12 protein-coding genes are annotated in these 22282 nt (G+C 41.2%); 10 read left to right on the forward strand and 2 right to left on the reverse strand.

The features are described 5' to 3' along the window. Positions 1–642, forward strand: coding sequence for a dethiobiotin synthase (gene bioD / locus O6P32_RS03345; RefSeq protein WP_269876799.1), 642 nt, complete (start codon positions 1–3; stop codon positions 640–642). A gap of 188 nt (positions 643–830) precedes the next feature. On the opposite strand, the gene O6P32_RS03350 is transcribed toward bioD, so the two are convergent. Continuing rightward, on the reverse strand, positions 831–1829 hold the full coding sequence (locus tag O6P32_RS03350) for a cation diffusion facilitator family transporter (protein WP_269876800.1): 999 nt from the start codon (positions 1827–1829) through the stop codon (positions 831–833). A 285-nt stretch (positions 1830–2114) separates the two neighbouring features. Here O6P32_RS03350 and O6P32_RS03355 point away from each other — a divergent pair, with 285 nt between their 5' ends. From O6P32_RS03355 to O6P32_RS03370, 4 genes are read left to right on the forward strand one after another with little or no spacing between them, the layout of a single operon-like run. Continuing rightward, positions 2115–6449, forward strand: a complete 4335-nt coding sequence (locus O6P32_RS03355) for a CusA/CzcA family heavy metal efflux RND transporter (RefSeq protein WP_269876802.1) — start codon at positions 2115–2117, stop codon at positions 6447–6449. Between the two features lie 18 nt (positions 6450–6467). Then, positions 6468–7358, forward strand: coding sequence for an efflux RND transporter periplasmic adaptor subunit (locus O6P32_RS03360; RefSeq protein WP_269876803.1), 891 nt, complete (start codon positions 6468–6470; stop codon positions 7356–7358). A gap of 12 nt (positions 7359–7370) precedes the next feature. Then, the gene (locus tag O6P32_RS03365) at positions 7371–8402 is read left to right on the forward strand and encodes a sensor histidine kinase (RefSeq protein ID WP_178266305.1); all 1032 of its coding nucleotides are present in this window, start codon (positions 7371–7373) and stop codon (positions 8400–8402) included. Beyond that, positions 8399–9163 carry a LytR/AlgR family response regulator transcription factor gene (locus tag O6P32_RS03370; RefSeq protein ID WP_269876805.1) on the forward strand — a complete coding sequence of 255 codons (765 nt, stop codon included), beginning with the start codon at positions 8399–8401 and terminating at the stop codon, positions 9161–9163. Before O6P32_RS03365 ends, O6P32_RS03370 begins: the two co-directional genes overlap by 4 nt. A gap of 60 nt (positions 9164–9223) precedes the next feature. Here O6P32_RS03370 and O6P32_RS03375 read toward each other — a convergent pair whose 3' ends face one another. Continuing rightward, positions 9224–10111: an AraC family transcriptional regulator gene (locus tag O6P32_RS03375; protein WP_269876806.1), complete on the reverse strand. Its 888-nt coding sequence runs from the start codon at positions 10109–10111 to the stop codon at positions 9224–9226. A gap of 138 nt (positions 10112–10249) precedes the next feature. On the opposite strand from O6P32_RS03375, the gene O6P32_RS03380 reads away from it, so the two are divergent. From O6P32_RS03380 to O6P32_RS03400, 5 genes are all read left to right on the forward strand, one after another. Beyond that, positions 10250–11647, forward strand: a complete 1398-nt coding sequence (locus tag O6P32_RS03380; RefSeq protein WP_269876807.1) for a sugar porter family MFS transporter — start codon at positions 10250–10252, stop codon at positions 11645–11647. 81 nt (positions 11648–11728) lie between these two features. Next, positions 11729–15010 carry a DUF5107 domain-containing protein gene (locus tag O6P32_RS03385; protein WP_269876808.1) on the forward strand — a complete coding sequence of 1094 codons (3282 nt, stop codon included), beginning with the start codon at positions 11729–11731 and terminating at the stop codon, positions 15008–15010. A gap of 615 nt (positions 15011–15625) precedes the next feature. Continuing rightward, entirely contained in the window at positions 15626–17293 is a 1668-nt protein-coding gene (locus O6P32_RS03390; protein ID WP_269876809.1) for a response regulator transcription factor, read from the forward strand. A gap of 117 nt (positions 17294–17410) precedes the next feature. Beyond that, positions 17411–18805 carry a TlpA family protein disulfide reductase gene (locus tag O6P32_RS03395; RefSeq protein WP_269876810.1) on the forward strand — a complete coding sequence of 465 codons (1395 nt, stop codon included), beginning with the start codon at positions 17411–17413 and terminating at the stop codon, positions 18803–18805. A 61-nt stretch (positions 18806–18866) separates the two neighbouring features. After that, positions 18867–22277: a SusC/RagA family TonB-linked outer membrane protein gene (locus O6P32_RS03400; protein WP_269876812.1), complete on the forward strand. Its 3411-nt coding sequence runs from the start codon at positions 18867–18869 to the stop codon at positions 22275–22277. Positions 22278–22282 lie beyond the last annotated feature (5 nt).

Below are 22282 nucleotides of genomic sequence, written 5' to 3' on the forward strand. Positions count from 1 at the left end.
ATGAAAGAGAATGTGTATTTTGTCAGTGGTATTGATACAAATATCGGAAAAAGTTATGCTACTGGTTATCTGGCTCGTGAATGGAACAAGAACGGAATACGTACCATTACACAGAAGTTTATTCAGACTGGAAATGCTGAACTGTCGGAAGATATAGAGTTACACCGTAAGTTGATGGAGACAGGTCTGCTTCCGGAAGATAAGGAGGGGCTGACCATGCCTGAGATTTTTACATATCCCTGTTCTCCTCATCTGGCAGCAGAAATAGACAAGCGTGCAATTGATTTTAATAAAATAGAACGTGCTACTGAGGCATTAAGTGAAAAGTATGATGCAGTTTTATTGGAGGGTGCAGGAGGATTGATGGTACCATTGACGCGTGATTTGCTGACTATCGATTATATTGCTCAAAAAAATTATCCGTTGATATTTGTTACATCTGGCCGTCTGGGTAGTATTAATCATACTCTGTTGAGTCTGGAGGCAATCCGTAAAAGAGGTATTCGCTTGCATACACTGATGTACAACCTGTATCCGGTATCGGATGATGAACTGATTCGCCGTGATACTGAAGACTATATTCGTACATTATTGGCGAAGGAATATCCAGACACTGAATTTGTTTCGGTTCCTTGTTTGTAAAAACAAGGAATTGTAGTAAAATAGATATGTTTTTTTATATCGACTGAAAGCAGATTTTAAACACATCTGTTTATATAGATGCAAAAGTTGAAAAATGTAACAAATATCTTGTGTCTCACGATGTAAGTATTGTGAGGCACAAGATTGTTTCATTACGACAAGTTTGATATCTTTTCGAAAAACAAATATTATGATTTCTCCAGTTCTGTGTTTGTAAATGACAGAATATCCATGTTTTGCTGTTGAGTAAAGGGTTTTTGTCTGTGCGGGCACTTTACCAACATACATTTTTCACATTTACAGGTTTGTGTGATGTTGCAGGGATCTATGTGGATAGTGAGCTGGATTCTGTTCCCATATTTTTGGTTTAATACATCTTTCAACTGACTTCCTAAATTATGTCCTGCCTCTACTGTATAATACCAGGGAACAGTAAGGTCACAATCAATATAAAGGTAATTCCCCGATTTGATAATCTTGGTATTGTGGATATCAATCCATTCAGGTTGACGATTTTCATTTAAAACAGTGACCATTTCACCGAGTAATTGCTCATCAGCATGGTCTACAAGTCCTGTAATGGTCTGTCGTAGAATAGAAATACCGGTAAAGATGATAATGCCGCCAAATAATAAGGCCAATGCACTGTCAATCCATGATATTTTGGTGAAGAATAAGGCCAACAGACCAATTACGAGTCCGATGGTAGAATATGTATCGGAATGCAAGTGTTTGCCTCCTGCTACTAAGGCTACAGAGTTATGCTTCTTGCCGGTACGGATACTATAGGTTCCTAACAGATAGTTTATTATACCGGAAAAAGCTATGATATAAATACCAATATCCAGCTTTTGAATTTCCACAGGGAAAAGCAGGCGTTTTACAGCTTCGTAGATAATCATAATGCCGGCAATAATAATCAGGATACCTTCTGATGAGGCTGAGATTAATTCAATCTTTCCGTGTCCGAAAGGGTGATTACGGTCTTGCGGCTGCATAGCCAAATGCAGACTGTATAGACTTACTGCTCCTGCTACTACATTGACAATACTTTCCAGCGCATCGGTCAGTACACCAACCGAATGGGTTACATAATAAGCTATAAACTTGGCTATCAGAATAACAAAAGAGACCAATACAATTCTTTTTTGTACCTTAAGTTTTATTTGGTCTGTATGAATTTCCATCTTAGTATATGTATATTGATAATTGGTGAATACAGATGAATTTCAATTTTTGCGGGACAAATATAACGATTATATTGATATGATGAAATTTGCTTTAGAAAAGGAATACTTTGTTTGGCTTTTGAAATAAACGGAACTCTGTTAAAGCGGAAGATGTATGGAATAAACTGAAATGGGAAAATAGCGACTTCAGCCTTGTATTTGGTTGCTTCATTTTTTTATGGTCGTAAGAGTAGAATATACGTACTATTTTTGAAATCAATAATAGAAAATGACCCTCAGACTATGTTTAAGAAAATTGTACACTTTTCCGTTCGGAAAAAACTGTTTGTGGCATTAACAACTTTGTTTTTGCTGATAGGTGGTATTTATTCTATGTTGACACTGCCCATTGATGCAGTACCAGATATTACGAATAATCAGGTACAGATTGTAACCGTATCACCGACATTGGCTCCACAGGAAGTGGAGCAGTTGATTACTTTCCCTATTGAGGTAGCGATGAGTAATATCATGAATGTAGAAGAAATACGTTCTGTATCGAGGTTTGGTTTGTCATTGGTAACTGTTGTATTTAAGGAAGATGTACCCACTTTGGATGCCCGTCAGCTTATTAACGAACAGATTCAAGCCGTGAGTGGTGATATTCCAACAGAACTTGGTACTCCGGAATTGATGCCTATTACTACTGGTTTGGGCGAAATCTATCAGTATGTACTAAAGGTAGCTCCCGGTTATGAAAAAAAATACGATGCCATGGAGTTGCGTACGATTCAAGACTGGATTGTAAAACGACAGCTTTCTGGTATTCCGGGTATTGTAGAGATAAATAGTTTTGGAGGCTATCTCAAACAATATGAAGTGGCAATCGATCCGGATGCTTTATACTCATTGAATATTACGATTGGCGATGTTTTTGAGGCATTGAATCGAAACAACCAGAATACGGGTGGAAGCTATATAGAAAAGGTAAATAAGGCTTATTATATTCGATCCGAGGGAATGATTACAGATCTTCATGATATAGAAAAAATTGTAGTGACCAATCGTGGAGGGATTCCTGTACATGTAAGTGATATTGCAACGGTACGTTTTGGTGCACCTAAACGTTTTGGTGCTATGACTAAGGATGGAGAAGGAGAGTGTGTGGGAGGTATTGCAATGATGTTGAAAGGCGCTAATGCTAATATGGTAACAAAAGAATTGGAGAAACGTGTGGCTAAGGTGCAGAAAATGTTACCGGAAGGAGTTAGTGTTGAACCTTATCTTAATCGTGCAGAATTGGTTAATAGAAATATATCTACCGTTGTCCGTAATTTGATTGAAGGTGCTTTGATTGTATTTGTGGTACTTATTATCTTTTTGGGTAATGTACGCGCTGGTTTGATTGTTGCTTCTGTGATTCCTTTGGCAATGCTTTTCGGATTTATTTTAATGCGTGTCTTTGGCGTGTCTGCTAATCTGATGAGTTTGGGAGCGATTGACTTTGGTATTGTAGTAGATGGTTCTATTGTTATATTAGAAGGTATCCTTGCTCATATTTATGGAAAACGTCTTGCAGGTAAGAAGTTAAGTCAGGAGGAAATGGATCATGAGGTGGAAATGGGAGCAGGTAAAGTCGTGCGTAGTGCCACTTTTGCCGTTCTGATTATTCTGATTGTATTCTTTCCCATTTTGACTTTGTCGGGTATTGAAGGAAAATACTTTACTCCTATGGCAAAGACACTAGTGTTCTGTATTATTGGTGCTTTATTGTTGTCGTTGACGTATGTACCGATGATGGCTTCTTTGTTCCTGAAGCGTGAGGTGGTGCTGAAGTCTACTTTTGCCGACCGTTTCTTTGAAAAGTTGAATCGTATTTATAGAAAAGTATTGGATTATTGTCTTCTGCATGCGTGGAAAACAGTGGGGGTATCGTTTGCGATGTTATTGGCTTCTTTGTTCTTGTTCGGTCGTTTGGGAGCTGAATTTATTCCGACATTGGATGAGGGAGATTTTGCTATGCAGATGACACTTCCTGCAGGAAGTTCGTTGAGCAAGAGTATTGATGTATCGTTGCGTGCAGAAAAGATACTGAAAGAGAAGTTTCCTGAAATCAAACATGTGGTAGCAAAGATCGGTACCGCTGAAGTTCCTACAGATCCTATGGCTGTAGAAGATGCCGATGTGATGATTGTAATGCGTCCGTTTGATGAGTGGACATCAGCCGGGAGTCGTGCTGAAATGGTAGAAAAGATGAAGGAAGCATTGGCACCGATCACTGACGCAGAGTTTAATTTCAGTCAGCCTATTCAGCTTCGCTTCAATGAACTGATGACCGGAGCAAAAGCTGATATAGCTATTAAATTGTATGGTGAGGATATGGAAGAACTATATGCAAAGGCTAAAGAGGCTGCTCGTTATATAGAACAGGTTCCAGGAGCTTCGGATGTGCTTGTGGAGCAAGCGATGGGACTTCCTCAGCTGGTAGTCAATTATGATCGGAATAAGATAGCTCGCTATGGAATAAACATTGAAGAACTGAATACTATTATACGTACAGCTTATGCCGGTGAAGCGGCTGGAGTTGTGTTTGAAAATGAGCGTCGGTTCGATTTAGTACTTCGTTTGGACAATGATAAGGTAAAAGACTTGAATCTAGATAGACTTTTTGTGCGTACTTCCGAAAATATTCAGTTGCCTGTCAGTGAAGTCGCATCTATTAGTCTGGTTAATGGTCCGCTTCAGATTAACAGAGATGCAACCAAACGGCGTATTGTGATTGGAGTCAATGTACGTAATGCTGATATTCAGCAAGTGGTTTCTAAAATACAGTCTGTATTGGATACGCATATTAAGTTAAAACCAGGTTATTACTTCGAATATGGCGGACAATTTGAAAACTTGCAAAATGCCATTCGTACTTTATTGGTTGTTATCCCGGTTGCATTGATGTTGATTCTGCTGTTGCTTTTCTTTGCTTTCAGGAGCATAATCTATTCTTTGGTCGTATTTTCTACCATTCCACTTTCCTTGATTGGAGGAATTGTTGCATTGTGGCTTCGAGGGCTTCCTTTCAGTATCTCGGCTGGTGTAGGATTTATTGCATTGTTTGGAGTTGCGGTATTGAATGGTATTTTGATGATTAACCATTTTAATGATTTACGTAAAAAACAAAATTATACGATGTGTACGAGTCGAATTATTGCATTAGGTTGTCCACACTTATTGCGTCCGGTTTTTCTGACTGGTTTGGTTGCTTCGCTGGGATTTGTACCTATGGCAATAGCTCAGTCAGCTGGTGCAGAAGTACAGCGTCCGTTGGCTACGGTAGTGATTGGTGGATTGATTGTGTCTACATTGCTTACTCTAATTATTATTCCGGTATTTTATAAACTGGTGAATAAATTGTTGCATGGATGGAAAAGAGTTCGCTGTATCAAATCAAATGCAAAAGTCATCTTGTGGATGCTGTTGATGCTTCCTGCTTTGAATACTTATGCAGATGAACCTGTGCGTACTGTTTCTCTTGATGAAGCTATTTCTTTGGCTTTTCAACATCATCCCCGGTTAAAAGCAGCTACCGCTTCTGTGGATAGAAATAAGGCTGCAAGAGGAGAAGTGTGGGATGGAGGAAGTACTTCTTTCAGTTATTCATGGGGACAGTTGAATGGCAATTACCGCAAGGACAATGAATTGGCGATAGAACAATCACTCGGTTCACTGCTTACTCCTTTTTATAGAAATGCTTTAGTTCGTACCCAAGTAACGAAAAGTGGACTATATAGAGATATGGTAAAAAAAGAGATAACAGCTGAAGTAAAACGTGCATGGGCTTATTATCAATACGCTTATCATATCTGTGAGTTATATAAAGAGCAAAAAGCTTTGGCTGAGCAGCTGAATCGTACTGGAGAACTCCGTTATCAGCAAGGTGATATTAATTTACTGGAACGGAATACGATTAAGACTATGGCTGCAGATTTGCATACCCGTCAGATGAAAGCAGAAGAAGAGCTTAAGCTGGCATCTAAACGCTTTATATGGGCCTGTTATGCTGGAGAAGCAATTGTGCCGGAAGATACAACGCTGAATGTGTTTGTCGTAGAGCGTCAACTATCTGTCGTTCCCTCTTCTGTACATTTGAATTATTTTGCTAACCAAGTGAAGGAGAAGAAAGATATATGGCATATAGAACAGAGCAAATTCTTTCCGGAATTCTCGATAGGATATGTACGTCAAAAGATTTCTCCTATGTGTGGGTTAGATTCGTGGATGGTAGGAGTTTCGTTTCCTATCTTGTTTTTCCCGCAACATAGCCGGAGTAAACAAGCCAAACTTGATTGGAAAATTGCAGAATGGGAAGCTGAACAAAATCGTACAGAGTTAAACAATAAGGTGGAGGAACTTCAGAACTTAGTTCTTCAAAATAAAAAGACACTTGATTATTTTACCTTGGCAGCTTTAAAGGAAGCACATGCATTGGGACAAAGTGCATTGGCTCAGTTTCGTGAGAGTGAAATAGATATTGTTTCGTTTGTACAAACACTGGAAACAGCTCGGGATATTCGTCAGCGTTATATCGAAGCTGTGTATGCTTATAATATTTCTGCCTTGGAATTGGAATTATATACAGAATAAAATAAAGTAAGAATGTTTATGAAAAGAATATTTATTTTAGCTGCCTCTTTTTATATGGTAGCATGTAGTCAGTCGGAACAAACTGTGATTACAGATGCAGAAGCTACTATTGCGGCCGATACGGTTACTTTGGTCGATACTACCCAAGTTGATGGAGTAAGCGGAGCTACAAATGTAGCAAATGTATCTTCATTTAATGGGGTATTGATGGTACCTCCCCAACAACATGCCACTGTTTCGCTTACAATGGGTGGTATTGTGAGAAGTACTTCTTTGATGCCTGGTCGTTATGTACAGAAGGGAGAAGTGCTGGCAACCTTAGATAATCCGGAGTTTATAATTTTGCAACAAAGTTATTTGGATGCAGTGGCTCAATTGGAGTTTTTAGAGAAAGAATATCACCGTCAGCAGAATCTTGTTTCGCAGGAAGCGGCTTCTCAAAAACGTTTCCAACAGAGTAAAGCCGACTATTTGTCGATGAAAAGTAAGGTTGAAGCTACTTCGGCTCAATTGTCTTTGTTAGGAATCGATATTAAATCCCTCCGAGAAAATATGATACTTCGTTGTTTGGAGGTAAAATCTCCATTGACTGGCTATATAACCAATGCAAATATCAATGTAGGAAAATATTTGAATCCAGGAGAGCCGATATGTGAGATTATTGATAAAAGTAAATTGATGCTTCAACTTACTGCTTATGAAAAAGACCTTTCGAGACTGAAAGAAGGCAGTACTGTAGAATTTCGTGTAAATGGGATGGGAATGCAGGTGTTCCAGGCAGTTTTGTTATCTGTTGATCAGACAGTCGACCAGGAAAACCGGTCAGTAAAAGTATATGCAATTCTTAAAAACTCCGATCCTTTGTTGCGTCCGGGGATGTATGTGAATGCTAAAATCAAGAAAAATTGATACATTTGCTGTATGAAATGGCTTTATCTTAATAAATATCAACTTATAGTTATTTGTATATCTGTGATGGTGGCGTTTCTTACTCACCTTCCGGAGATGATTGCCCTATCCGGTGATGGAAGTCTGTTTCCGGGTATGCGAATAGCGGATGTTATAAATGAAGTCATTTTTACTTTTTTCTCTTTACTCCTTCTGTTTTATTTGAATCTGAAGTTATTCCGTTTTCATTTGGGAATGGTTCATATTGGATGGAAGCAGTTGCTTGTGTCGTATATTCTGACATGGGGAATGAGCAGTTTATTGGGAAAAGGGTTTGTCTATCTCCATCACTATGCCAATATTCCTGCTATTGATGCTATGTTGCATCATTATCTCCATCCGTTACGTGATTTTCTTATTTCTTCTATTGTAGTTGGAAGTTGTCATTTAATGCATTTAAGTAAAAAAAGCCGGATTGTATTACTTGATAATCAACAATTGCGTACGGAGAATCTGATAAACCAGTATGAAGCTTTAAAAAGTCAGCTTAATCCACATATGCTGTTCAATTCGTTGAATACTCTTTATTCACTTATTCGTGAAAACTCAGATAAGGCACAGCATTATGTTCAGGAACTGTCCAAAGTATTACGTTATACGTTGCAGGATAATGAAAGTCATTCTGTCTCATTGGAAGAGGAAATGAAGTTTGTTCATTCTTATATTTATTTGCTGAAGATGCGTTATGAGGATAATCTGAATTTTAGTTTGCAAATAGAACAGGAGGCTTTACCCCGTCGACTTCCTCCTATGGCTATTCAAATGCTTATTGAGAATGCTGTCAAACATAATGAGATAAGTAATCGTAATCCGCTACTTATATATGTACAAGCTACAGCAAACAGGGTAGAAGTGAGTAATCATCTGCAGCCAAAACTTACGACTGATAGTAGTACACAGATTGGTCTTGATAATCTTTCCAAGCGTTATCGTCTCCTTTTTAAACAAGATATAGAGGTGAAAACAGAAAATGAATGTTTTACCGTAATCCTTCCTTTAGTATGAATGCACTGATTATAGAAGATGAGAAAGCGGCTCTGCGTAATTTGAAAGCTATCATTGCAGAGACCGGTTACGAAATAGCGGTAGTAGGTGAGACTGATAGTATTTGGGATACAGTGGAATGGCTGAAGAATCATTCAATGCCCGATTTGGTATTTATGGATATCCATTTGGCCGACGGTTCTGCTTTTGAGATTTTTCATCATGTAGATATTACGTGTCCTATTATTTTTACAACGGCTTACGATGAATATGCTTTAAGAGCTTTTAAAGTAAACAGTATAGACTATTTGCTGAAACCTATTACTACAGCGGACTTAATTCAGTCTTTAGATAAATTGAAAAGGCTGGAAGGGAAGGTTGCAACAGAGGAGCCTGGGTATTTGAAATTGATTCGTGAATTGCAGAAGCAGGAAAGTTATAAGACACATTTCTTGATTCCAGCCAAAGGGGATAAATTTATTCCGATTGCAGCAGAGGATATTCTATATTTTTATATTGCAGAGGGAAATGTCAAGGCTGTAGATGTGAATCAAAAAGAATATATGTTTCCACAGACTTTGGACGAGTTGGCGGACTCGTTAAATCCACATCATTTTTTTCGGGCTAACCGTCAGTATATTCTCTCGAAGAAAGTTATTAAGGATATTGATTTGTGGTTTAACAATCGCTTGTCGGTGAATCTGAAAGTTCCTGTTGCTGAGAAAATCTTAATCAGTAAAGCTAAGGTAAATGAGTTTAAGGAATGGTTTACCGGCAATTAAGCTCCTTAAGTACAATTATTGCGCTGTCTTCGGAATTATATTTCTGAAACCTTCCGGGATTTATCCTTTTTGTTTTTTACGGTATTCTTTGGGCGATATCCCCATTATTTTATGAAACAGTCTTGAAAAATAATAACTGTCTTCAATCCCTATTTTGTAGCACACCTGATTGATTTTCATATCAGTGGAATCGAGAATAAAGCAGGCCTGCTGTATTTTCAATAGGTTGAAATAAGACAATGGGCTATGTCCGGTCTTTTTTCTGAACAGCATCGAAAAATGAGAGGCTGAATATCCCAAGTGTTCCGATATCTCCTGTAATGTGAGGTGTTTTTCTATATTTTCTTTCATGTAGTGGATGGCAATATCTACTACATTGCTGTCGTCGGCTTCTTTTGCTCCTGCGTTCCGGTATTGTTGGATATATTTCAGTGACCCCAAGTAGTAATGGAATAAAGAAGAGGCATAGTGCAGATTCTCGTTGCTGTATCCGGCTTTCAGTGTATTGAAAATCTCTTCGAACAGAGCTATACGGTTGCTGATGCGGGAATGAATTTCAGGTTTGATATCAACAGGGTGTGCAACCTTTTGTGCATAGTGAGGGGCCAGCACTCCTTTAAAGTGAATCCAGTAAATAGTCCATGGGTCGTCTGGGTTTGCTGCATACGCATGTGGTATTCCGGCAGGAAGGATAGAATATTGATTGGCTGATACGTTGTATTCGTTTTCTCCCGAACGAAACCAGCCCGAACCATCCACACAATAGATAAATACATATTGGTTGATTGGAGTTTTCCGTTCCCTAAAATGATGACTGGCTTTGGGATAATATCCGATATCTGTAATATGAAGCATGGATATTAATGGATCCTTTTCCATTATTTTGATAATGAGTTGTGGAATGACTATTGCCCGTTCTCCGTTGAATCCGCTTTTTAATCGCACCATCTGTTTTTGCCCTTACATAGTTACAGTGACAAATATATATAGAAAAATAAGATTGTCCATGTTTTCTTGAAAAGATTCTATTTTTTACCTCTCTTTTACTCTCTACTTTTGTCCTGTTAAAATTAATTATCTAGTTACATGAAAACGTATAATAAGCGATTTGTCTATTTTATTTGTCTGGTTTCTGCTATGGGAGGTCTTCTTTTCGGATACGACTGGGTGGTAATCGGAGGCGCAAAACCTTTTTATGAATTGTACTTTGATATAGCCGATAATCCTTCCATGCAGGGGTTAGCAATGAGCATTGCTTTACTTGGTTGTTTGGTAGGAGCAATGGTTTCCGGTATGATGGCTGACCGTTACGGCCGCAAGCCGTTACTGCTTGTTTCTGCGCTTATTTTTTTCTTTTCGGCTTATGCTACCGGTGCTTTCTCCAGTTTTATCTGGTTTCTCGTAGCACGTTTTTGGGGTGGAATAGGTATCGGTATCGCTTCAGGTTTGTCGCCTATGTATATTGCAGAAGTTGCTCCTACCGCGATACGAGGACGTTTGGTTTCTCTCAATCAGTTGACTATTGTATTGGGAATTCTGGCAGCTCAGATTGCAAACTGGCAGATTGCTGATCCGATACCGGAAACATTTACTGCAGTAGATATCTGTGCTTCGTGGAACGGGCAGATGGGATGGAGATGGATGTTTTGGGGAGCTGCTTTCCCTGCTGTAATATTTATCCTGTTGTCTTGTTTTATTCCAGAAAGTCCAAGATGGCTGGCTATGAAGGGAAAAAGTAATGAAGCAAGAAAGGTTTTAACACGTATTGGAGGTAAGGAATATGCTTTTTATGAACTGGAGCAAATGGAGAGTACAGTAGAAAGACAGCAATCACAGGGAGGATTACGTTTGCTGTTTAGCCGTCCGTTCCGTAAGGTACTGATGCTGGGAGTTATTGTAGCAGTATTCCAGCAATGGAGTGGTACCAATGTCATCTTCAATTATGCACAGGAGATCTTCCAGTCGGCAGGATATTCGTTGGGTGATGTTCTGTTCAATATTGTTGTGACAGGAGTAGCAAATGTAATCTTTACGATTGTGGCCATTTATACAGTCGACCGTTTGGGACGCAGAGCTCTGATGCTCTTGGGGGCAGGTGGACTGGCTGGTATTTATCTGATTCTTGGTACTTGCTATTTCTTTCAGGTCAGCGGATTCTTTATGGTCGTTTTAGTCGTTTTGGCCATTGCTTGTTATGCTATGTCGTTGGGTCCTGTAACCTGGGTTTTGCTGGCCGAAATATTCCCGAACAGAGTACGTGCTGTAGCCGTAGCTACTGCCACATTTGCCTTGTGGGTAGGAAGCTTTACGCTGACTTATACCTTCCCTTTACTTAACCATGCATTAGGCAGCTACGGTACCTTCTGGATTTATGCAGCCATTTGCCTGGTAGGTTTTCTGTATTTCCTTCGTGTTTTGCCCGAAACAAAAGGAAAATCACTAGAAATGCTGGAGGAAGAACTGGTTGATAAAACAAAACATTAAATAAGATGGGAGCGGTATTGTCTGACAACTGACTGCTCCGGTTGAAACTTGAAAAATAAATTTTAAAAAGAATACAATATAATGGTAAAAGCATGGAAAGAAAAGGTTGTAATTCCTACCTATGAAGTCGGAAAGCCTGAAAAAAATCCTATCTTCCTTGAAAAACGTGTATATCAGGGAAGTAGCGGAGTGGTATATCCTTATCCGGTTATCGAATCAATTGCCAATGAAAAAGTAGATAAGGAATATAATGCTGTTTTTATAGAAAATGAGTATATCAAGATAATGATTTTGCCGGAGTTGGGCGGACGTGTGCAGATGGCATACGATAAAATCAAACAACGGCATTTTATTTATTATAACCATGTGATTAAACCGGCTTTGGTAGGACTTGCCGGGCCATGGATTTCGGGAGGTATTGAATTCAACTGGCCGCAGCACCATCGTCCCAGTACATACATGCCGGTAGATACTACAATTGAAGAAAATGCCGATGGTAGTGTAACTGTATGGGTAAACGAAATGGAACGGATGTTCCATCAGAAAGGTATGGCTGGATTTACTTTGCGCCCGGGACATGCTTTCCTGGAAATCAAGGGAGTACTCTACAACCGTACTGAAGTTCCTCAGACTTTCCTTTGGTGGGCTAATCCGGCAGTAGCTGTCAACGATTATTATCAGAGCGTATTCCCACCCGATATCAATGCAGTGTTCGACCACGGAAAACGTGCCGTATCAAGCTTCCCTATCGCTACAGGGACTTATTATAAAATGGACTACTCTGCCGGAGTAGATATTTCCAATTATAAGAATATTAAAGTGCCAACTTCGTATATGGCAGTAAACTCTCGCTTCGATTTCGAAGGAGGTTATGAAAACGATACACAGGCCGGAATGTTGCATGTGGCAAGCCATCATATTTCTCCGGGAAAGAAACAGTGGACATGGGGGAACGGAGACTTCGGACGGGCATGGGACCGTAACCTGACCGACGAAGACGGACCTTATATCGAGCTGATGGCCGGAGTATATACTGAAAACCAGCCAGACTTCACCTGGTTGCAGCCTTATGAAGAAAAGAGTTTCGTACAATACTTCTTGCCTTATAGAGAACTGGGTGTTGTAAAAAATGCAACCAAAGATTTGCTGATGAATATTGAACCGGCAGGCGAAGGACAAGTATGCTTTAAAATCTTTGCTACTTCACGTCAGCAGGTAGTCGTTACTTTGAGAGGAGAAGATGGAACTGTATACTATCAGAAAGAAGTAACCATTACTCCGGAAGAACTTTTGAACGAAACGGTAGCAGTAGGCGAAGAGCAATTCACACGTCTGGAACTGGTCGTTACTGCAGGTGCAAAAGAACTTTTGTACTGGCATGCAGAGCCGGACGAAGTGAAACCTATTCCGGATGCAGCAGAAGCAGCCCTGTTGCCTGAAGAAATAAAAACAACAGAACAGTTGTATCTCACTGGTTTGCATTTGGAACAGTACCGTCATGCAACTTATAATCCGGTTGAGTATTATGAAGAAGCGTTGCGTCGCGATCCGATTGATGTACGCAACAACAATGCGCTTGGTTTGTGGTACATCCGTAAAGGACGTTTCCAACGTGCTGAACAGTATCTGTTGACTGCAGTAAAGACATTGCAGAAACGCAATCCGAACCCGTACGATGGCGAACCTATTTACAACCTGGGTCTGGCATTGAAATATCAGGGACGTATGGATGAAGCTTATGCACGCTTCTATAAATCATGCTGGAATGCAGCATGGCAGGATGCCGGCTACTTTGCCTGTGCACAGATTTCATTGATGCAGGGTCGTTTGGAAGATGCACTGGATGAAATTGACCGTTCATTGATTCGCAATTGGCATCATCATAAGGCCAGAGCTTTGAAAGCTGCAATTCTCCGTAAGATGGGACGAAAAGAAGATGCGCTGCGTTTGATTGAAGATTCTCTGGATATTGATAAGTTCAACTTCGGATGCCGTTATGAAAAATACCTTCTGACAGGGGATGTAGCCGACTTGCAGGTCTTGAAAGAACTGATGCGTGGCGAAGCACACAACTACGATGAAATTGCTTTGGATTACTGTGGCGCTGGCTGCTGGACAGAAGCGGCTTCGTTGTGGAATATTGCTTCTTCTGAAAATGCTGTTACTCCGATGACTTATTATTATTGGGGATGGTGCCTGGAAGAAGGAGGCTTGGAAGGTGCAGATGCTATCTTTGCAAAAGCAGTAGCTGCTTGTCCGGACTATTGTTTCCCTAACCGTCTGGAAGCAATCCTTGCGCTTCAGTGTGCTATGGAAAAGAATCCGGAAGACGCAAGAGCTCCTTATTATTTGGGTAACCTGTATTATGACAAGCGTCAGTACGATTTGGCAACAGAATACTGGGAAAAGTCTGCAACTTTGGATGCTTCTTTCCCAACCGTATGGAGAAACTTGGCTTTGGTTTACTTCAACAAGCAGCATCAGGAAGAAAAAGCATTGGAATGTATGGAAAAAGCATTCCATTTGGATGAAACAGATGCCAGAATCTTGATGGAGCTCGATCAGCTTTATAAGAGAATGCAGCGTCCGCACGCGGAACGTCTGGCTTTCTTGCAGCAGTATCCGGCATTGATTGCACTGCGTGATGACTTGGTGCTGGAAGAAATTACTTTGTTGAACCAGACTGGTGCATACGAAAAGGCGAAGACTTTATTGGATGCTCATATCTTCCATCCATGGGAAGGGGGAGAAGGAAAAGTTCCTGCACAATATCAGTTTGCCCGTGTTGAACTGGCTAAACTTGCCTTGAAAGAAGGAAGAAACGAAGAAGCTGTTCAGTTGCTGGAGGAATGTCTGGTCTATCCTCATCACCTGGGAGAAGGTAAACTATATGGTGCACAGGAAAACGATTTTTATTATTTCCTGGGATGTGCCTACGATGCAATGGGGCAGAAAGAGAAAGCCAAAGAATGCTGGGAGAAGGCTACACTCGGTCCTACAGAACCTGCTGCAGCCCTGTATTATAACGATGCTAAACCGGATAAGATTTTCTATCAGGGATTGGCATTAATGAAACTGGGTAGAACTGATGAGGCTAAAGGTCGTTTCCACAAATTGACATCTTATGGAGAAAAGCATCTGTTCGATAAAGTGAAACTGGATTACTTTGCGGTGTCTTTGCCCGATCTTTTGATTTGGGAAGACGACTTGGAGGTTCGCAATATCATTCACTGTAAGTACATGATGGCTCTTGGTTACTGTGGATTGGGATTGAAAGACAAATCGCTGGCTCTGCTTCAATCTTTGGAGAATATTGATATTAATCATCAAGGTATTATGTCTTTTGGTAGTTTAATAAGATAAGGTCGATATAGTTATAGGGGAATCCGACAGTCTCAGTCTGCTTTAGTGGGCTGTCTGTCGGATTTTTTTATGGTTATGTTTTAGCTCGGATTCGGATAGGAAAAGTGATTATTTCCTGATGGATACAGTATGAAAAGGCGATGATGAGTGTCGGATGTTTTAGTTGTCGTCGTTGGCTGTAGAGTTGTCGTTGTCGGCTGTATATTCAACGTCGCCGATTGTGCATCCGACGTCGTCGGTTTAAATCCGTAAAAGGAATCATAAATTTAGGTTACAGATAACAAGTATGTTTTAAAACTGTATATAAAACATCGAACTCCATTCTGGAATAAAAAAGAAAGAGACCATCTTAAGCTTATATAGAAATGCTCTCATATTCCATTCGTGGAGCTGGAGAAAGTCGATTCAAGAATTCTTATAATATCAGATGATTTCGTATGATGTTGAAAAATAGGTTTTTAAGAAAATTATATATCTTATGATGCCATTTAAAGTGTATGAAATAGACAGAACTGTCATCAAAAATTGGCTGTTTCAGATAATTTGCTTTACTTTGTTTTAAAAGAACTTTTTTTTTACTGTTTTACTATGCCGATACGCTTCATTTTGATATTCTTGTTGTGGATTTTATCCTTGTCGGCTGTTGCAGATACTCTTTCGGTACGGGATACCGAAGTGCTACCTGCTGACAAGGAGAGGCTGCGTGAAGCGGCTTTTCATTATCTATACCACGGCAATACTGCTCTGGCTCGAAAATACGGTCAACGCTTGCTGGAATTGGGGGAACTTCAGAACGACCGTGCCTGCGGACAACTGTATGGCCATTTGATACTGGGATTGGTCAATACGGAATCAAGGCTGAGTACTGAAGGTTATACACATTTGGAGACAGCACGGGCTTTGGCAACGCAGTATCATAACCATGAAGCTTTGATGTTAATACTGAATGGGTTTGGCAACTATGCTATGTTTGCCTATGATGACATATATACAGCTATCTCTTATTATTTTCAGGCTTTGGATGAGGCTAAGTACACGGGTAATCGCCGGCAGTATGCTATGATATTGTCCAACATATCGGGGGCTTACTTCATGCGTAACGATTTTTCCGGACTTGTGTATGCTGAAGAGGCTGTAGACATTGCACACAAGATCAAAGAACCCATTCCCCTTTTTTATGGGACAATGAATACTGCTCTTTACTATTTAGCTTCTGACAGTTTGCGTCCGGCTCGTATGGCTATTGAGGCTGTTTGCCAGATGCATACCACTCAGGGGTTCGGAACTAAGTCGGATATTTGTCTGTTGCAAGCCATGTTGTACGCCAAGTATGGAGAAACAGATAAGGCCTACGGATTTTATTCACAGGCTATGGAGAACTTTCCCACTGCGTCGGCTTCTACCATTACGATAGTTTATCTGGAATACGCCCGTCTGTTGCGCGCAGACAATCGGGTGAAAAATGCTATCAAGGTTTTGGAATATGCGCTTGGCCATGTGGATGACAGCGGTATGCCCATTCATAAGAGACGTCTGCTGAAAGAACTGGCTTTGTGTTACCGTGAGGCCGGGCAGACAGGAAAGGCACTGGAATGTACGTTGGAATACATGGGTTATCAAGACCGTCTGTTTGATGAGGTACGTGAACGGGCCACTCAGGAAGCACGTATTAAGCATGACATTTACTCACGTGAACAGCAAATCAGTGAACAGCAATTGGTTATTTTGAATAATCGTTACCGCACTGTTGTTTTGACTTGCATACTGGCGGCGGTGTTCGTAGCATTGGGCCTGATTTGCTTTTTCTATCGAAAGAAAATACAGTTGTACAATGCCATTGTATCACAAAACCGGGAATGTCTGCATCGGGAAAAAATGTTATTGGCGCAGATGGACAAGATGAGGCAGGACGGGCAGGCTTCTGTTGCCCTCACCAATAAGCTGAATGATTTGATGTCGCGTTTCACAACGTTGATGATAGAAGAACAGTTGTTTACAGACCCTTCTCTTACTGTCGGCTCCATGGCTGACCGTTTGGGTACAAACCGTACTTATCTATCAAAAGCAATTAATGAGACTACAGGGAAAAGTTTCACACAACTGGTCAATGAATATCGTATTCGCCAAGCTATTGTTGAAATTTCAGATTTGGCTGCCAATAAGCCGTTGAAGCAGATAGCTGCTGAAGTGGGGTTCAGTTCGCTTTCAACATTTTATACCTGTTTCCAGTCTGGTACCGGCATGACGCCAGCTTGTTACCGTTCGCAACTGAAAGGAATGTAGTATTCTTTTTCTTTATCCGTCAAATTGATGAATCACGAAAATATAAGGCTTTGAGTTTGTGCCGTTTTTCTGTTATTTTGTTGGAAAATGATAGAAAATAATTAAAATTTTTGACACATGAACAAAGCTATTATTCATTACCTGAAACAGGTGCTTTTGCTGGTATTGACAGCGGTACTTGGACAAGGTTGTACCCGTAAGGCTGATTCACCCTTGCTGGAAGGAATCCTGAACGTGACTGAACCCACCAGAATTGCTCTCGTTTACGATTATCTGGGAGATAACTACGTGGAAGAATTGACTACAGATTCAACTGGTTCTTTTATTTACAACCCCAAATTGGAAGGCGGTGAGGCCGACCTCTTTATTTACGTAGGGCAAGATATTTATGGTGCCTATGTAAAAGAAGGCTGTTCTACTCACATTGCTATTGATGGAGAGAATGTTACCTTCAGGGGGGATAATACTGACCGTTGTACTTTTCTCAATACTTTATATCACACTTTTTCTTCTTGGGCCTTTAAGCCTACGCCCGACCATCCTTTTGATGTGGCCGAATGGAACACACGTCTGGAAAAAAGCCGAGAAACTGTAGAAAAAGCTTTGGACGGAGTGATTGACAGTGAAGTTCGTGCCAGATATCGTCAATTGGCCGATGCCACTTATAAATATTATCTCCTTCAGAATCTGGCCTTGGAACGCATGATGAATCAGACCGACAATAAGTCACAAAGTGATTCGATTATTGCCACTATCGATCCTAATGCCGACGTCACTCGTCTGAGCGGGTTGCTCAACTATTGGTATGACAATGTCGGTTGGGGTGCAAATACCGGTGAGTGCGTTGATTTGGAAGATTTCTTTGCACGTCAGGTAAAAGGAGTGGATAGTGTGCTGACTAACGAAAGCAACAAGAAAAGCCTTATCAACACGTTGTGTAACATGTTTCTCATGTATCAACCGTCTGATAGTACCATTCATGAATTCCAGACAGCCATTGCACCCCAATTGGCCAAGGCACCGCGCATAGTGGAGAATATTGAAAAGGTGTTGGCCGAACGTGCCCAGCGCATTAAAGATGGAGATCTTTTGCCAGGGAATCCTATCTTGATTGCACGTGATGGCAGCCGTACCACTTTAGCCGATGTCATCCGTGGAAAGGTAGCTTATATTGACTTTTGGGCTACGTGGTGTGCTCCTTGTTGCCACGAAATACCTTATTTTGAGAAAGTATGGGAACAATATAAAGAAAATGAGCACATTGTCTTTGTTAGCATTTCGCAAGATGATGACCGGAAAGCTTGGGAAAAGAAGATAGACAAAGATCAACCTGCCTGGCCCAACTATATTTTCGACAAAAACAGCGGAAGTAAATTCCTTGAAGACATGAGTATTAATTCCATCCCGCGTTTTGTTATCGTGGGTGCCGATGGACGAATTCTCTCGGCTAATGCGGCTCGTCCGTCTGATAAGGACATTGCTACGGTACTTGATGCAGCTTTGACTCGTTAAACCGTCTGTCGGTGCATGGCTTGAAATTTTATATTTAATAATCTTGATTCCTAGTAGAAGAATGAAACATTTATCTTATATATTGTTGGGGGTGGCGAGCACTGCATTGCCGTTCATGCTCCATGCACAAAGTGTGAATAATAAGCCGGTAAGGCAGGCTGTTCATGATATCGAACAGAAGACAGTGGTAGGTACCATCCTTGATGAAAACGGGGAACCGCTACCCGGTGCTTCCATACGTATTGAAGGCACAGAGCTTGGTACTATCACTGATATAGATGGCAACTTCTCGCTTCTGGTCAAAGGGAAGAAACCTGTGCTCATTGTATCTTACATCGGTATGAAGACTACTCAGGTTCGTTTGCTGCCGGAATCCAAATACGTACGTCTCACATTGGAACCTGATATCACACTGATGGATGAAGTCATTGTGACAGGCTACCAGAATATCAAGCGGGAAAACGCTACCGGTTCTTTCCAGAACCTCACGTCAAAGGATATGGACAAACGTTATACGGGTGACATTACCAGTAACCTGGAAGGGAAAATCCCTGGTATGGTGACAGTGAGCAATAATCCTAATGCTACTGGTGAAAATGCCATTACTATCCGTGGTGTCGGTACTTTCAATGCTCGTACCAGTCCGCTGGTCGTAGTAGATGGATTGCCTATTGAAGGTGGTATTGATAGTGTGAACCCTTATGACATCGAAAATATCACCGTGCTGAAAGATGCATCGGCTGCCGCCATTTATGGTGCGAGAGCATCTAACGGGGTTATTGTCATATCAACCAAGCGAGCTAAGGAAGAGCGTCTTTCTATCGATTTCAACGCTGACCTTGTGGTGAGTGAACGGCAGGATTACAGCAACTATAACTGGGCTTCGGCTGCTGATATTATTCAGCTGGAGAAGTATAATTTCAACGCCATGCTGCAAGAAGATCCTAACCTTATTCAAGATGAAATTAAAGCAGCCGCAGACGGGCGCATCTTCACTCAATCGCACGTGATGCGCCTTTTGTTGCAGAACTATCAGGGGTTGTTGAGTGATGCCGATTTGAACGCTATTCTCGACCGCTGGAGTCAGAACGACTATCGTAGTGAATGGCGTGATATGCACGATCGTACTCAAATTACCCAACAGTATAATCTGGGTATTCGTGTCAAAAGCAAATCACTCAGTTCGAGCATTGCCTTTAATTACATGGCCGATAACCGAGGTGCAAGAAAAGAGCAGGATAATTCCCTCTCTTTCAGTTATAATGGTGATTTGAAGGTGAATAAATGGTGGGATATGTCATTTGGGGTAAACGTTCTGAATAATCGTTCGAAGTACCACGCTTTGGGAAGTTATGACAACATAAACTCATTCATGGCTTATGAAAGCATGTACAACGAAGATGGCACCTTGCGACGTATGGAAGCTGATGTTTATCCAGGTGAGAAGGCTTTCGACAACGCTGAATACGAGCTGAAAGACCCGACTTACAACTACGCAGAAGAAATGAATTATAACTTCAGTAAATATCGCTATACCAATGTACGAACACACGTGAAGACGCTCTTCCGTTTGCCGGTGAAAGGATGGACGGCTCAGGCACAGTTTCAGTATGAAGACATTACATCACGTACACAGACTCGTTACAACAACGAGTCGCACTATATGCGTAGTCTTTACAACCTCTACACTACGGCACAGTATATCACAGAGTGGGTGGTTGACCCCGACTTTGATTGGTTTGATCCGAACATCGACTGGACAGACCCACATTTGGGTATGAAAGAAGAAACCCGTCTTGATCTGAACCATGCCATACCAGATGGTGACTTGTTACAGACGAATAACACTTCAAGTCAGTTTTATACTTTCCGGGCACAGACGCAATACAACCGTACTTTTGGTTCACATGCCGTAGATGTACTGGCTGGATTTGAATATCGGCAGACGCATACTACGACAGATGGGGATTTGAAGTATGGCTATGATTACCAGACACAGACCAACAAGAACCTGCTGACGGATTGGAGTTTCATCAATAATCCTTATACAGGTGTACTAGGTACTAACTATGGTGTGTCGGGTGCTCCGAAAACATTCTCTACCAGCGATGTATTACATCGGTATTATTCGTATTATTTTACAGCGAATTATGTGTACGACAGCCGTTACAGTCTGTTCGGCTCGTATCGCGTAGACCGTACCGATCTCTTCGGCACTGATCCGAAATTCCGTGGACGTCCCCTATGGTCAGTAGGAGCCAGCTGGAATCTGCACAACGAAGACTTCTTGAAGTGGATTGAGTGGATGAACGTACTGAAGGTGCGTGCTAGTTTCGGTCTGACAGGTAATATTGACTCTTCTGTTTCATCGTACCTTACCGCCAGTCTGGGTACCAATCAGTATAACGGTAATCTGGTGGGTAGTTTGAAAACACCGCCTAATGACCAGTTGCGTTGGGAGAAAACGGCTACATGGAACGCAGGTCTGGATTTTGCTTTGTGGGGCTACCGTCTGAACGGATCGTTGGATATATATCGCAAGAAAGGGAGTGACTTGTTGACTTCAACGGATTTGGATCCTACCACAGGATGGACGTCACTGACTATTAATAACGGGAAGATGACTAATGCTGGTGTTGAACTCCAGTTAGACGGACGAATTTTGCCTGCCAAGAAACGCCGTGATTTAGGTATTAATTTGGGATTTAACTTGGCTTATAACAAAAATAAAGTGACGAAAGTGTCGCATTATCCCGAATCGGGAGCTGAATACTTGAGAACTTCGTTGCACGAAGGTTATCCACTCAATTCTTTGTTTTCGGTGAATTATGTGGGGTTGATTGAAAATGAGGGTGTTTACCTGTTGGGCTGGAAAGACAAAGAAGGTAATGTACATACCGAGTCTGTGGGAAGTGGAGTTTTTGAGGTGGAGGATGCCGTATTCTCGGGTACTTATACACCTACCATCAGCGGTGCCATCACACCTGAAATAACTTGGAACGGTTTCTTTGTGTCGGCGATGTTCAATTTTTATGGCGGACATTACATGCGCACTGATAACGATGCTTGGGGAACGACTATCGGAAGTACTGGGGGCTATAAGGCTATTTTCGGTAACGGGGCTGTCAGCAAGGATTACTTGCGTTACTGGCAGGGTGACAAGGACGTGCCAGGTAACGGATACATGGCGCAGAAATACAGTGAGACCAACTACGGTATCTATCGTCACACCAATGTGGAACATGCTGGGTATGTGAAGTTGCGTAATTTGGTCTTTGGTTATAGTTTTAGTGACCGTATCTGTAAGGCCATCGGCTTGAATGAGCTGCGCTTGCGTTTCCAGGTTAATAATGTCTGCACTTGGGCACGTAATAGCAAGGGGCTTGATCCCGAGGCGGTAAATCCCTTAACCGGAGCCAACTATAATCGTGTGCCGCGTAGCTACACCATGAGCATATTCTTTAATCTTTAACAATG

This window comes from Phocaeicola acetigenes (assembly GCF_027529745.1).
In the GTDB taxonomy this organism is placed as follows: Bacteria; Bacteroidota; Bacteroidia; order Bacteroidales; family Bacteroidaceae; genus Phocaeicola; species Phocaeicola acetigenes.